Origin of the sequence: Nocardia seriolae NBRC 15557 (assembly GCF_007990715.1) — a bacterium.
Taxonomy (GTDB): domain Bacteria; phylum Actinomycetota; class Actinomycetes; order Mycobacteriales; family Mycobacteriaceae; genus Nocardia; species Nocardia seriolae.
The window spans coordinates 35,595-49,270 of record NZ_BJWY01000004.1 but is presented as its reverse complement, the minus strand read 5'-3'; the positions used below and the strand labels follow the sequence as shown (position 1 = coordinate 49,270).

Below are 13,676 nucleotides of genomic sequence, written 5' to 3'. Positions count from 1 at the left end.
CCCGCCGGTGCCCTTTCGCGCCGAAAAGGGAACTCCCCACGCCAGCTCACACGGGCCGGAAACCCACCCGCAGGGATTCCAGGCCGCGGATCACCACGTTCGGCTTGAAGGGCGGGTTTTCCGAGATCGGTTCCATGGCGGCGACCTTGCGCAGGAGCACGTCGCGCAGCACTTCCATTTCGAGCAGTGCCAAGGGTGCGCCGAGGCAGTAGTGGATACCGAGGCTGAAACCGAGGTGCTTCTTGGCGGGGCGCATCGGGTCGGAGTAGCGGGCCACGTCGGTGCGGTCCGGGTCGGGGAACGCCCGTTCGTCGTGGTTGGCCGAGTTGATCAGTACCACGACACCGTCGCCGGGCGCGAAGTCGTGGCCCGCCACCGTGATCGGTCGGGTGGCGGCACGGGTGGTGATCTGCACCGACGGCTCCAGGCGCAGCAGCTCGTCCGGTGCCGAGGCGGTCAGTTCCGGTCGTTCACGCAGGGCCCGGACCTGGTCGGGGGCGCGCAGCAGGCGCAGCATGCCGGTACCGATGAGGTTGGCGGTGGTCTCGTGCCCGGCCACGAAGGTGGTGATGCAGGTGGCCAGCAGTTCCTGTTCGGTGAGCACGTCGCCGCGGTCCTCGACCAGTGAGAGGGCGCTCAGCAGATCGTCTTTCGGATCGGCGCGACGCTGGTCGAGCAATTCCCGGAAGTAGCCCATGAACCCGCGCGAGGCCGCGCTGCGCGCCGTCAGACATGCCGCGGGCAGGGTGTAGTCGTGGTCGAAACCGCGCGCCAGATCCTGCGACCACCGGTGCACCTGCTCGTAGGCCTCCTCGGGCACGCCGATGAGCTCACACGCGATGATCAGCGGCAGCGGGTAGGCGATGTTCTCGACCAGATCGAATTCGCCCTCCTCGAGCGACCGGTCGACGAGCTGTTCGGCGAGTTGGGTGATGCGCGGCCGCAATCGGGTCACCATGCGCGGGGTGAACCCCTTGGTGACCAGATTGCGCAGCCGGGTGTGGTCCGGCGGCTCCATCCACAGGAACGAGGTGGGCAGTTCCTCGGGCGCGTCCTCGGGTTCGACGGTCGGGTGCATCATCCCCGCCTCCTCGGCGTGGCTCCACGCGGTGGTGGACAGCACCGCGGCGCAGTCCTCGTACCGGGTGAGCACGTGATGCCCGAGCGGGGTGCGGTGGATGGGCCCGGCATCGCGCAGGACGCGGGCGGGGGTGTACGGGTCGGCGCGGCCGTCGGGTCCGAAGAGCCGGATCAGCGCGTCCACGACGGCCGGATCCTGGTCCTCGGCTGGGGCGTTCATCTCTGGGGCGGCCATGGCGGTCCTCCTGGATTCAACGAGGGGCTGGCAGGAGGCGGGCGGCCATTGCCGCGCAGCATGATTCGGCCCGCCAGCACCGGATGTGCCAGCGCGGCGGGCGCTTCGACGAGATGGGCGACCCGCATGAAGGTCCGCGCCACCAGCGGGTCACGGTGCGCGGCGCGATGCGACTGCGCCACATACGCGTTGGTGAGCCTGGTGCGCAGGCCGCGCTGCCCCGCGACGGCGGGATGCCGGAGATCCGAGGCGGCCGCCAGCTGCCAGGCGGTGTCCGTGGCCGCGCTCGCGGCCGCGTAGAACCGGGTGGGCAGCATCGTGAACGCGACGCCGCTCCGCAAGCATTCGCGCAGGGCGGCGACCTGCAGCGCGGCCACGGTCATGCCCTGGGCGTAGAGCGGGTTGAACGCGCACTGGGCGTCGCCGAGCACCAGCAGCCCCGCCGGGACCTCGAGCTGCCGGTCGAAGCGGCGGCGCACCGAGGCCCGGAACCGGTACGGCACGGCCTCTCCGAGAGATTCGGCGGCAGTGACGATCTCGTGGATGCATCGTGCACGGCGGTCTGACCGGCGTCATCTGCGACGGGGTCCGCCGCAGCGGTGCAGCGGCCCTTGTCGAAGCGGCCGCGTGCCAGCGCCGTGTCCACCAGTTCGTGCCCGCCTTCACCGTCTCCCAGCGCACCCGCTTCCTCACCCCGCTGTTGATCGACCGCGAATACCGTTGCGTGGCAGAGCTTTCCGAGTCCGGAACCGGCGGCCTCATCCAGGCCTCGGCCGAGATCCGCGACGCCGAGGACGCGGTGTGCGCCGCCTCGGCCGCCACCTATCGCCCCTTCGCGCTCGACGCGGTGCGCCACCAACTGTCCCTGCGCGACGACGAGGTCGCGCTGCTCGACCAGGCCCTCACCACGGCAACCGCCCTGTCCCCGAACGGAGTTCCGTCATGACCACCGACGACATCCTGCACACCGTCACCGAGATCGCCGCCGCCGAGACGGGGTTGCCCGCATCGACGCTCACCCCCGACGCCGACCTGCGCGGCATGGCCGGGGTGGATTCAGTGCGGGTGCTGCGCATGATCGCCTGCATCGAGCGGACGTACGACATCGAACTCGAGGACGAGGACGTCTTCGGCACCGCCACCCTCGGCGAGGTGGCCGCGGTGGTCGACAAGGCACTGCGGGAGGCGGCGTGAGCCTCACCGCCGACACCAATCAGCACTACGATCTGGATCCGGAGATCTTCGGCCAGTTCCTGGATCCGCTGCGCAAGTACAGTTCCGCGCTCTACGAATCCGGCAGCGAAACACTGGAACTCGCGCAACGCAACAAGCTGCGGTTCGTGGCTGGGCGGCTGGGTGTCCACGGCGGCGAACGGCTGCTCGACATCGGCTGCGGGTGGGGGTCGCTGATCCTGTTCATGGCCCAGGAATACGGGTGCGAAACCCTGGGCATCAGCCCGGCGCCGCGCCAGCACGAGTACATCGCCGCCGAGGCCGCCGCGCGCGGTGTGGCGCGTCAAGTCCACACGCGCGTCGGGCATTTCGAGGAACTGGACCTGCCCGCGGGCAGCCAGGACGCCGTCACCATGCTGGGGTCCATCGTGCACATGCCGGAGCTGGACCCGGTCTTCGGCCGGGCGCGCGCGGTGCTGCGCCGCGGCGGCGCGCTGTACGTGTCGGAGAGCTGCTTCCGCAACGCGGCCGCCCGCCGCGCCTTCGACGAACGCGCGGGCACCGAGTTCGTGCGCAACGACATCTTCGGGTGGGGTTCGCTGCGCCCGCTCTCGGAACTGATCACCGCGGCCGAGGACGCGGGCTTCTCCATCACCTCGGTCGACGACCTGACCGACCAGTATCGGCGCACCATCGAGGACTGGATCGCCAATGTGGACGCCGCGGCCGCGCGCATCGACGCCCGCAAGCCGGGCCTGGCCGCCGAGCTGCGCCACTTTCTCGAGGTGGCCAATGCCGGATGGGGTTACACCACAAAGCATTACGCACTGGGCTGCCGCAAGGCGCGCTGACGGTCGGGAGCGGACAATGACGATGGAATCTTCCCTGCTGCCGGTCGGCGAGCTGGTAGCAGCGGTGGACGGGTTCCTGGCGGCCTCCCCCGCGGCCCGGGCCTGGGACGTGGAGACCGCCTTCGACTGGGCGACGGCCGACGCGGGCCGGCTCACCGAGGGGCAGCGCTCGGCGGTGCGGTTCGTGACCTTCATCGAGGATCACCTACCGGGTTATTTCGATGTGTACCAGCGGTTCTTCCCCGTCGACGACAGCGTGGACCGGCCCGCCTTCATCCACAATCGAGAGCTCTACCACTTCACGGTGCGGTGGGCGCTCGAGGAAGACACCCACGCACGGGCGCTGAACCACTACCAGGTGGCGTCGGGCATCGCCGAAAGGGATTCGCTGCGTGCGGAATTGGCGGTGGAAGGACAGAAGCCGTTCGACCTGCCGTACCGGCATCCGGTGCAGTTCTTCGCCTACGCGCTGGTGCAGGAGAAGGCGACCCAGATGTACTACCACCAATTGCGGGAGGTGGCCGCCGATCCGGTGCTGGCCGCGGTGCTCTCGCGGCTGGCGCGCGACGAGGCCCGGCATTTCAGCTTCATGGCCGATGTGGTGAGCCGGTACCTGCGGGTGCAGGGCGACGAGGTGGTGGAGCCGATACGCGAGGTGATCGCGGGATTCCGAATGCCGTTGGCGGACACCATGCGCGGGTATTGGCGTTGGGCATTTCGGATCGCCGACGTGGCCGACTACGACCACACCGCGGCCTACGAGCATCTGCTGCGCGTCCTCGACCGCGCGGTGGACGCCCGCACCGATCGGCTCGACGAGTTGGCCGACTTCATCGGACAGTGCCGCGCGCTCGGCTGAGGCGATCGACCGCAAGAGCCGGACCCGATGTGAGAGAGCCCGGTCCCTCGGAGGCCGGGCTCTCTTGCGTATCGGTCACCCTCGCGCGTGCCGCCCGGGTCAGCTCCGCGGACCGAGCACCAGGATCGTGGTGGAGCCGTGTGCGACCAGCTTGCCGTTGGCGTCGGTGATGCGCCCCTCGGCGGTGGCGGTCCGCCGCCCCACGTGCACCGCGGTCGCCTCGCAGGTCAGGCGGCTGCCGTCGATGGCGACCGAGCGGATGAAGTACCCCTTCAATTCCAGGGTCGTGTACGCGGTGTCGTCACCCAGCTTGGTGAAAACCGCACTACCCATGGCGGTATCCATCAGCGTCGCGATGACACCGCCGTGCACGGTGAACATGGCATTGATGGTGGCCGGATTCGGGTCCAGGCAGTAGCGGGTATACCCATCCCCCGCCCGGTCCAGCCGAATCCCCAGCGACGCACCGACACCCAGCTTCTCCTGCAGCCCCCGCTCGAAGACCGTGGTCAATTCCTCGACCCGCGAAGCCACCGTCGCATTCGATTCGGCCTCGCCGTTCACATGTATCCCCGTGCCGGTCATGGATCATCCCTTCCTACCCAACGATGTCCCCGAATTCGACCAGCCACCGGTGCATTCCGGCTTGCCACAGCCCATTCCATTCCCACCTCCGATCGGCCGATCGACAACGCCGCTCACCTCCACCCGTTCCACCACTACCGTCCGGCCATGGCCGACATCGCCCCCCGAACCGCATCGCCCCCTCGGCCCGACGACATCGGATAAACGAATTATCGAACATATGTTCTACTCCCGGGTAAGCTAACTCGGGTGAACATACATTCGACCGCGCTGGCGCCGGATGCTCCCGCCCGAGGATGGCCGAACCTGGCCGACGTCGACTTGCTGCGCACCCTAGTCGAAACCGAACGCCACCGAAGGCGCCTGGACGCCGCCATGCGAGCCGCCGTCGCCGAAGCCGAGCGCCGCGGCCTCGCCGCAAACACCGGCTATCGCGACACCGCAGACCTACTGACCGATCTACTCCGAATCACCGCCCACGACGCCCGCCGCCGAATCGAACACGCCACCCCACAACCCCGCCCACGCCCCAGAAAAGCCTGGAGAGCACTAGCCACAGCAACTTGACCCCCCTCCCGAACGCCGAGTGGCACAAAACCGTGACGGAAACCGGACGAATCCCTCCAATTTGTGCCACTCGATGAATAGAAATGCCCTGTTGTGGGGTGGACCCGGGGTGCGCGCGGGAGACTGGCGAGCGTGGAATGGGTTGTGCGGCAACGTCATTTTTCGGTGTTCGGTACCGAGGCAGCCGCTTACGCCGAGCACCGGGCGGATTACGCCTCAGCCGCAGTGCTCTGGGCGTTGGAATCCGCGCCGGGGGCGCGAGTACTCGACCTCGGGGCCGGAACGGGCAAACTCACCGGTGGACTGGTTGCCTCGGGCGCGGACGTTGTTGCGGTAGAGCCGGATTCGGCGATGCTCGGTGAGCTGCGGCGTGTACTGCCTGCTGTCCGTAGCCTGCGGGGTAGTGCCGAGGCGATACCGCTGCCGGACGGGTCCGTTGATGCGGTGCTGGCCGGGAACGCCTTGCACTGGTTCGACATGGCGGTGGCCGGACCCGAGATTGCCAGGGTTCTGGTGCCGGGTGGTGTCGTGGCGGGTTCGTGGAATGTCCTCGACGATCGGGTCGATTGGGTTGCGGGGCTGGGGCGTGTCGGCGGAAGCGCGGCCATCGGTCCGCGGGACACGCTGAGCAGTTGGCGCGGCGCGACAGGCGGACTGCTGTATACCGGTTCGGTTCTGGTTGCCCGGTTCGGGTCGGCCGAGCAGGCCGAGTTCTCGCACGTGCAGCGGCGCACAGCCGACTCGCTCGTCGCGACGATCGCAACGCGGGCAGGGATATTGGTCATGGGTGAGCAGGATCGAGAGGCAACCCTCGGGCGTATCCGCGCCTTCCTCGCGGACAGGCCGGAAACCGCCAGGGGCGAGTTCGACCTGCCGATGCTGACCGGGGTCCTGCGTGCCCACCGCCTGTGACAGGCGTCGGGGGGCGTGGGTTCCTTGGTCGGGCGGCGCCGTTGGGGCGGCGCCGCCCGGTGGGGGGTCAGACCAGTTCGGGGACGCGGAGGTGGGCGAGGGCCAGTTCGAACTCGCTCACCTCGGTGACTTGGACACCTGCCTGCTGGGTGGCTGCGGTGCGGATGTCGGTGGCCTGGGTGCGGTTGCGGTCCATGGCCTCGGCGCTGTCGAACGAGCTACAGGAGACGCAGCGGCCGGTTGCGCGGTCGACCAGGAGGCTGGCGCTGGAGAAGCCATCGAGGGCTTCCATTCGGGGCAGGGTGCCGTCGCGGAAGCCGTCGATCGCTGCGTCGAGTCGATCCTGGCTGGTTCGGGCCCAGGTCACGCGGGCGCAGGCGCCCTCGGGGGCGGGGTGGTCGCGGTGCAGGACGGCGATCTCCCATTCCTCGACCTGCGCGTCACCGCTGCCGAAAATGGCGGCGGCACGGTAACGAATCGGGCGAACCCGGTCGGCGCTGTCGTGGAGCGCCGCTTCGGTCTCCCACGCGGTGGTGACGATGCATCGGCCGGAGTCCCGGTCGACCAGCAGCGACAGGCCGATCCATCCGGGGACTTCGGCCAGAGCGGGCATCACTTGATCGCGCATGTGCTCGATCCCGGCGTCGATAGAGGACCGTTGCGCCTGAATCGTGCTAGAGCGTGCGAACACGTTCAATCCACCTCCTCTTGGCGGGGGCGGCGCCTCGGTGACGCCACCGATGCCACTCAGCCTGCTCCGCCATGATCGTTGAGGCAATAGCCGGCACCCCGAGGCCGGACCCCTTATTTGAGGCCGGAGCGGACGAAGGCGTTGACGATGTGACGCTGGAGCACCAGGTACAGCAGCAGGACGGGCAGGCAGGCAAGGCCCGCGACCGCCATCATGGGCCCCCACTGGTCGCCCTCGGTGCCCATGAAGCTGCGCAGGCCCAATTGCAGCACTCCGTTGGAGCGGCGGAGAACCACCGCGGGCCAGAAGTATTCGTTCCACGCGTTGATGAACAGCAGAATTCCCAAGGCCGCCAGGGCCGGTCGCAGATTCGGGACCACCACCGTCCACAGGATCGACCAGCTGCCGCGTCCGTCGATGCGGGCCGCGGCCACCAGTTCCTTCGGGAAGGCGGCCATGTGCTGGCGCAGCAGCAGGACCGCCAGCGCCGAGCACAGGGTCGGCAGCACCACTCCGACGATGGTGTCCAGCAGGCCCAGCCGGGTGAGCAGGATGTAGTTGGGCAGCATGGTCACCTGGAACGGGACCAGCCAGGTGCCGACGAAGGCCAGAAACAGCAGCCGCTGGAATCGGAAGGTGTACATGGCGAAGGCGTAGGCCGCCAGCAGCGCGCTCAGCAGCTGACCCACCGCCGAAAGCGCCGCCATCGCAAAGGTATTCACGACCAGGCCGGTGATGTCGACCTGGCGCGCGGCGTCGGAGAAGTTCGACAGCGAGATCGGCCACGGCAGCGGCGAGAGCGAGCCGACGTCCTCGGGACGGCGCAGGGCGGTGGCGAAGAGCCAGTAGATCGGGAACACGCACAGCAGCGAGGTGCCCGCCAGCAGCGCGTGGCCACCGGCGGACCGCAATCGCCCGAGCAACGGGGATTCAATCATCTTGGAAGGCAACCTTTTCCGAGATCCAGACCAGTCCCGCCGCCAGCACCCCGAATCCGGCGAACATCAGCACCCCGGCGGCGGCGCTCATTCCGGCGTCGAAGCTGTGGAAGGCGTACTCGTAGAGCAGGTAGTAGATATTCGTGGTGGCCTGCGCGGGACCGCCCTGGGTCATGGTGTCGATGAGCGGGAAAGTCAGTGTGGGACTGAGCAATACGGTGGTCAGCACCAGGAACGACAGCGTCGGCGAGAGCAGCGGCAGGGTGATCCAGCGCCGGATCTGCGCCGGGCTCGCGCCGTCCACGCGCGCCGCCTCGTCGTAATCGCCGCTGATCCCGGCCAATCCGGCCCACACCACCAGGACCGCGAACCCGAGCAGCTGCCAGCCGGTGACGCCGATGATCACCCAGTGCGCGGTGCTCGCGTCGTAGACCCAGTTGCGTTGCGAGCCGAGCACGCTGTCGACGAATCCGGTGCGCGGATGCAGCAGCCAGCGCCAGACCGCGGCGGCGGCCACCGGCGCGACCAGGAACGGCGCGAAGATCAGCGCGTGGTAGATCGTCCGGGCCCGCTCCCCCACCCGGCGACTGGCCAGCGCGATCAGCACCGGCAGCCCGACCGTGAACGGCAGCAGCCCCACGATCAGCACGCCGATGCGGCGCACCGAGGCCCAGAACGCCGGAAGATCCACCAGCCGTTCGTAGTTCGCCGTGCCGACCGATCGCATGGGCGAGGTGGGCAGCAGATTCCACGAGTAGGGGGACAGTTGCAGCGCCTGGGCAAGCGGCTGATAGGTCCACACCACCAGCAGGATCACCGCGGGCGCGAGATACAGGTAGGGCGCGGCGATTCGACGCACCCTGCGCAGCGGTGCCCGCCGCGGACGCGCCGCCGGTGCCGTGGCGAGCACCGGCCGCGCGTCCTGCGATTCGACAGTGACGAACACCGGCTACCCGGCATCCGCCGCGAGCGCGGACAGGCGTTCCTGCACCTCGGTCTCGGACTTGTCGTAGATCCGATGCACCGGAATGGCGTCCACCGCCGTCGCGATGACGGTCTCCCCCAGTACGTCCAGCCGCGTGAAACCCGCACCCGCATAAGCCTGCTGACGTCCGGCCGGGGCCATGGCGTCGATGCGGTAGGCCAGCGCCGGGCCGACCCAGACCGGGATCCCGGCCAGCGCCGCGGCCGCGGTCATGTGGTTGTGCCCGCACAGGATCATGCGCACATCGCTGCCCGCGAGCACCTCCGCCAGCCGGTCGGCGTCCTGCAACTTCAGGAACTCAGCCGCCGGAATGGCCGAGGGCAGCGGCGGATGGTGCAGCACCAGCAGCGTGCCGCGCTCGGCGGGCCGCCGCAATTGCTCACCCAGCCAGGCCAACTGCTCCGGCTCCAGTCGACCGTCGTGGCGGCCCGGGGTCGTGCTGTCGAGCCCGATGACCCGCAGACCGTCCACTTCCAGCACACGGTCGCGCGAACCGGGGGCATCCGGTTCGAGCCCGAGCAGTTCCACCCCGAAGGCGCCGCGCTCATCATGGTTTCCCATCACCAACAGCACCTGTGCCCCCAGCTCGGCGGCCGCCGGTTCGACCGCGTCCCGCAGCCGCCGATACGCCTCGGGCGCGCCATTGTCGGTGAGGTCGCCGGACAGGATCAGCGCGTCGATGCGCCGCCCACCACCGCGCAGCCGCTCGAGGACCCCCAGCAGCACCGCGTGGGTATCCACCGAGTCGAGCACCCGCTCCCCCGCGGCCCGAATGTGGGTGTCGGTGAGTTGCACCAGTGTCAGTTCGCTCATGACGCGGGCAGCAGTTCGGCGCCCTCGCTACGGGCGGCGGTGAGCGTGGACTGGGCGTCCTTGCCCTGGAACACGACCGACTCGACGGCGTCCATCATGCCGTCACGGATCTGCAGATAGTTGTTGCCGGGCATGGAAACCCACGGCTCCATGGTGGCCAGCTGCGCGATATTCGGTGCCAGCAACGGATTCTGGGACGCCCACGCGCCGAGCACGGAGGTGTCGGTCACCATCTCCGAGCGCAGCGGCAGGTAGCCGATGTTCTTGGAGATCCGAATGTAGGAATCCTCGCTGGTGAGGTACTTGATCAGCTCCCAGGCGGCGCGCTGCTTGGCCGGATCGGCGGTCAGAATGTGCAGTCCCGCACCGGAATTGGTGGGCACCGGGGCGCGGTCACCGAAGCGCGGCATGGCTGCCGCGCGCAGGTCCCACTTGTCCTTCGCACCCGCCACGAAAGTGCCCTGAATGGCACTGGTTTCGAGGATCATGCCGATCTCGCCGCGCGCGAACGCCTCGTAACCCTGCTTCTGCGCGAGCTTGGGCATAGCCCCGGAGGTGACCAGATCCTGTGCCATCCGGGCGACCTCGACCGTGGGCGCATCGGCATAGGTGAGGCTGCGCCGATCCTCGGAGATGACCCGTCCGCCATTGGAACGCACCAGCGACTGGAAGCACCAGTCCTTGGCCGACTTGGTCAGGCAGTCCAGATACACCCCGCCCTGCCCGGTCTTGGCATTGATCGCCTTGGCGTCCTCGGACACCTGCTGCCAGGTCAGCGGCGGCTTGGCCGGATCCAGCCCGGCGGCCGTGAACAGGCTCGCGTTGTAGTACAGCACCGGGGTCGAGAACACGAACGGCACGCCATAGGTGTGCCCCTCCCAGTCGTCGAGCACGCGGGCGCGCGGGTGGAAGCGGAAGCGCTGCCCGTCGAAGTTCGCCTGCACCGCCTGCTTGCCGAACAGCGTGTCCAGCGGCTTCGCACCCAACTGGTGAACGGTGAAATCCAGGTCGCTGAAACCCAATTGCGCCACATCGGGCGGATTGCCCGCGACGATCTGGTTCTGAATGCTGGAAATGGTGTCGGTGGCCGGGTTGGGGCTGTTGCCCTGCGGCTTCTGCGCGGTCACCTTGATATTGGGGAACTTCTTGGAGAAGTCGGCGATCAGCGCGTTGAAGGTGTCGGTCCACGCGCCGGCGAGACCGTAGTTGTAGGACTCGAAGACGATCGAGACCTTCTGGTCGGGGCCGAGTTCGGGGACCTGCGCGGTGGCGGTGGTGTCGGTGGCGGTGGTGCCGCCCAGCCCGCAGCTGGTGAGCGCGAGGCAGGCGGCGAACACCAGGCCCAGGATGGGCACGGTGCGTTTCACGGGTTTTCTCCTCATCGAGTGGTGTTCGAAGTTCAGGCGACGGAGGCCGTCGCGTCCGGGATGACGGATTCCGGTTCCCGCCAGGTCATCCGCAGCCCGGAGGCCGGGTCGAACAGGTGGATGTCGGCGGGGTCGGCGCGCAGTCCGATGTCCTGGCCCACCGCCACCCCCACCGGCCGGGGCGCGCGCACGCAGAGCCGGACCGCGCCCGCGGTGACATGCACCAGTTCCTCGCTGCCGAGGTTCTCGACCATGCTCACGCGGCCGCGCACGGCGGTGGCGGCCGGATCCAGGCGCAGGCGTTCGGGCCGGATACCCGCGAGCACCGTCGCGGCGTCCTCGGGTCCGCCGTCCAGGCCGAGGGCGGCGTCGATGCCGTCGGCGCGCACCCGGAGTGCGCCCTCCCGCGAAAACACCTCCGCCGGAAACAGGTTCATCGGCGGCGAGCCCAGGAATCCGGCGACGAAGGCGGTGCGCGGCGTGTCGTAGAGCTCCTCGGGAGTGCCGACCTGTTCGACCTGCCCAGCGTTGAGCAGCGCGATGCGGGTTGCCATGGTCATGGCCTCCACCTGATCGTGGGTGACGTACAAGAACGTCGCCCCCCGCCGCCGATGCAGGCCGATGAGCTCGGCGCGGGTCGCGCTGCGCAGCTTGGCGTCCAGATTCGACAGCGGCTCGTCCATGAGGAAGGCCCCCGGATCGCGAACCATGGCCCGCGCCAGCGCGACTCGCTGCCGCTGACCGCCCGAGAGCGCCGCCGGACGGCGCTCCAGCAGCTCCGACAGCTCCAGCGTGCCCGCGACTTCGCGCACCCGCCGGTCGATCTCGGCACGGGAGCGCCGCCGGGCACGCAACGGGAACCCGATGTTGCGAGCCACCGACAGATGCGGATACAGCGCGTAACTCTGGAAAACCATGGCCAGATCCCGCCGCGGCGGCGCCTCGTCGGTGATGTCGCTGCCGTCCAACAGGATTCGGCCCGCAGACGGTTGTTCCAGGCCCGCGATCATGCGCAGCAGCGTGGATTTTCCGCAGCCGCTGGGTCCGAGCAGCACCAGGAATTCCCCGTCGGCGATGTCGAGGCTCACCTCGCGCACCGCGTGGTCGGTGCCGAATCGCTTCGACACCGCATCGATTTGCAGCCGGGCCACGTCTCTCCTTCAGACCGGCGCGACGCCGGTCGTGATCCAATTCGCCACGCCGGTCGCGATGGCGGGTGCGTCCTTGACCCACAGGAAGTGGTCGCGATTGGCCACGTCCGAGTTCTCGTCGATGTGCCAGCGGGTGACCTGGGCGGCGGGCATGCGCGAAACCAGGAAGTCCACATTGGATTTCGGGCCCAGCACGTCCTCGGACAGGGAGATGACCAGCACCGGCAGTGGCATGGCGGCCAGCAGCGAGTTGTAGCGCCGATTGGTGCCGCTCGGGCGGTAATAACTGGTCAGCGAGTGCACCGACCAGTCGATCATCACCCCGCCGGGCATGGGGGCGGGGATCAGCACACCGCCGGGCCAGTGGCCGCGCACCCGGGATACCAGGCCGATCCACTGGACCCGGCTCAGCGCCTCCCACCAGCGGCGCGGGCCGAAGGCCCACCAGAACACCGTGCCGGTGCCGATGACGGTCACACCCGCGATCCGGCCGGGCTCGGCGGCCGAGAACAGCAGCGCGAGCTGACCGCCGAGGCTGTGCCCGAACAGGTGGATCGGTGCACCCGGGAAGCGGTCCTCGACGGCCGTCACGATCGAGGGCAGATCGGTTTCGATCATCTCGCGGTAACCGAAATCGGTGTGGTCGCCCAGGGCCGGGGTGGCCTCGCCGTGCGCGCGCAGATCGCAGGTCGCAACCGAGAGCCCCAGGGCCTGAAGCGCTTTGGCGAGTGAGAAGTAGTTGCGCGCCTTCATCGCCATGGCGGGCAGGATCAGCACGACCGGCGCATCGGACCGCTCCGACGGCAGGAATCGCACGGTGAACGACACGCCATCGGCGGTCTCCACCCGGGTCGATTCCAAAGTGCCGAATTCCGAGCGGGATTCGGGTGTCGCGGTGGTCATCACGCCTCGGTTCCGGCGATGGTCACATCGCACACGTAGTCGAAGGTGAACTTGGCGACCACCACATCGTTGTCATCCAGCAGCGACGCCTTGCCCGACAGTTCGAAGCGCGCGGACTCGGTCGCGGCCAGGATGACCGCCAGCTCGGCCTGGTCGACGGTGGCCACGGCGCGGATACGCCCCTGCGCCGGTTTGCGATACGAGGCGGTGCCGCCCCGCAGCATCAGCCGTTCGACCGTGTGCAACCGTTCGGCCGCGGCACCCACGAACGCCGACGCACCGGCGATATCGGCGGCGGTGAACAACGCCCCCGCGTGCACGGTGCCCATGTGATTGCACACTTCGTCCAGTACCGGGATCTCCACCACCGCGCGCTCACGGCTGATCTCGGTGACCTGCGTGCCGACGTGCGCGCCGAACGGCACCAGCGCCGCCGACACCGCCCGCAGGTACTCGTAGTCGACGGCGTCGGGGTCCAGGTCCGGATAGGCGGCGGCGAATCCGGCCAGCGTTCTGGTCATGTCGATGTTCCCTTCTGATTTCGGCGCTCGGCACGGTTGCGGAGG

16 protein-coding genes are annotated in these 13,676 nt (G+C 68.7%); 5 read left to right on the top strand and 11 right to left on the bottom strand.

The window, feature by feature from the left end; all coding sequences use genetic code 11:
* Nucleotides 1-46: 46 nt before the first annotated feature.
* Both NS2_RS01925 and NS2_RS01920 read right to left on the bottom strand, forming a co-directional pair.
* Nucleotides 47-1,315: a cytochrome P450 gene (locus tag NS2_RS01925; protein WP_033085285.1), complete on the bottom strand. Its 1,269-nt coding sequence runs from the start codon at nt 1,313-1,315 to the stop codon at nt 47-49.
* The gene (locus NS2_RS01920; RefSeq protein WP_052085936.1) at nt 1,297-1,818 is read right to left on the bottom strand and encodes a hypothetical protein; all 522 of its coding nucleotides are present in this window, start codon (nt 1,816-1,818) and stop codon (nt 1,297-1,299) included. Before NS2_RS01920 ends, NS2_RS01925 begins: the two co-directional genes overlap by 19 nt.
* A 47-nt stretch (nt 1,819-1,865) precedes the next feature.
* Between NS2_RS01920 and NS2_RS01915 the strand changes: the two genes are divergently transcribed.
* Genes NS2_RS01915 through NS2_RS01900 form a run of 4 tightly spaced genes read left to right on the top strand, consistent with a single transcriptional unit; the run spans nt 1,866 to nt 4,198 of the window.
* Entirely contained in the window at nt 1,866-2,261 is a 396-nt protein-coding gene (locus NS2_RS01915) for a hotdog fold domain-containing protein (RefSeq protein WP_052085937.1), read from the top strand.
* Entirely contained in the window at nt 2,258-2,509 is a 252-nt protein-coding gene (locus tag NS2_RS01910; RefSeq protein WP_033085286.1) for an acyl carrier protein, read from the top strand. The genes NS2_RS01915 and NS2_RS01910 overlap by 4 nt, the downstream gene beginning before the upstream one ends.
* Nucleotides 2,506-3,339 carry an SAM-dependent methyltransferase gene (locus tag NS2_RS01905; protein ID WP_033085287.1) on the top strand — a complete coding sequence of 278 codons (834 nt, stop codon included), beginning with the start codon at nt 2,506-2,508 and terminating at the stop codon, nt 3,337-3,339. The genes NS2_RS01910 and NS2_RS01905 overlap by 4 nt, the downstream gene beginning before the upstream one ends.
* A gap of 16 nt (nt 3,340-3,355) precedes the next feature.
* Entirely contained in the window at nt 3,356-4,198 is an 843-nt protein-coding gene (locus tag NS2_RS01900) for an acyl-ACP desaturase (RefSeq protein WP_033085288.1), read from the top strand.
* A 99-nt stretch (nt 4,199-4,297) separates the two neighbouring features.
* On the opposite strand, the gene NS2_RS01895 is transcribed toward NS2_RS01900, so the two are convergent.
* Complete coding sequence (locus NS2_RS01895; protein WP_033085289.1) at nt 4,298-4,783, bottom strand: PaaI family thioesterase; 486 nt, start codon at nt 4,781-4,783, stop codon at nt 4,298-4,300.
* A 699-nt stretch (nt 4,784-5,482) separates the two neighbouring features.
* Between NS2_RS01895 and NS2_RS01885 the strand changes: the two genes are divergently transcribed.
* On the top strand, nt 5,483-6,262 hold the full coding sequence (locus tag NS2_RS01885) for a class I SAM-dependent methyltransferase (RefSeq protein WP_033085352.1): 780 nt from the start codon (nt 5,483-5,485) through the stop codon (nt 6,260-6,262).
* 67 nt (nt 6,263-6,329) lie between these two features.
* Here NS2_RS01885 and NS2_RS01880 read toward each other — a convergent pair whose 3' ends face one another.
* From NS2_RS01880 to NS2_RS01845, 8 genes are all read right to left on the bottom strand, one after another.
* Nucleotides 6,330-6,953: an antibiotic biosynthesis monooxygenase gene (locus NS2_RS01880; protein ID WP_033085353.1), complete on the bottom strand. Its 624-nt coding sequence runs from the start codon at nt 6,951-6,953 to the stop codon at nt 6,330-6,332.
* A gap of 113 nt (nt 6,954-7,066) precedes the next feature.
* Nucleotides 7,067-7,891 (bottom strand): carbohydrate ABC transporter permease, encoded by an 825-nt coding sequence (locus tag NS2_RS01875; RefSeq protein WP_045436004.1) that lies wholly within the window; start codon nt 7,889-7,891, stop codon nt 7,067-7,069.
* Nucleotides 7,884-8,837 carry a carbohydrate ABC transporter permease gene (locus NS2_RS01870; protein WP_081985555.1) on the bottom strand — a complete coding sequence of 318 codons (954 nt, stop codon included), beginning with the start codon at nt 8,835-8,837 and terminating at the stop codon, nt 7,884-7,886. The genes NS2_RS01875 and NS2_RS01870 overlap by 8 nt, the downstream gene beginning before the upstream one ends.
* A gap of 3 nt (nt 8,838-8,840) precedes the next feature.
* Entirely contained in the window at nt 8,841-9,689 is an 849-nt protein-coding gene (locus tag NS2_RS01865; protein WP_033085290.1) for a metallophosphoesterase, read from the bottom strand.
* Nucleotides 9,686-11,056, bottom strand: a complete 1,371-nt coding sequence (locus NS2_RS01860; protein WP_197707927.1) for an ABC transporter substrate-binding protein — start codon at nt 11,054-11,056, stop codon at nt 9,686-9,688. Before NS2_RS01860 ends, NS2_RS01865 begins: the two co-directional genes overlap by 4 nt.
* Nucleotides 11,057-11,088: 32 nt before the next feature.
* Nucleotides 11,089-12,207 (bottom strand): ABC transporter ATP-binding protein, encoded by a 1,119-nt coding sequence (locus NS2_RS01855; RefSeq protein WP_033085292.1) that lies wholly within the window; start codon nt 12,205-12,207, stop codon nt 11,089-11,091.
* A 9-nt stretch (nt 12,208-12,216) separates the two neighbouring features.
* Entirely contained in the window at nt 12,217-13,110 is an 894-nt protein-coding gene (locus NS2_RS01850; RefSeq protein WP_033085293.1) for an alpha/beta hydrolase family protein, read from the bottom strand.
* Nucleotides 13,110-13,631: a PaaI family thioesterase gene (locus tag NS2_RS01845; protein WP_033085294.1), complete on the bottom strand. Its 522-nt coding sequence runs from the start codon at nt 13,629-13,631 to the stop codon at nt 13,110-13,112. Before NS2_RS01845 ends, NS2_RS01850 begins: the two co-directional genes overlap by 1 nt.
* Nucleotides 13,632-13,676: the final 45 nt, after the last annotated feature.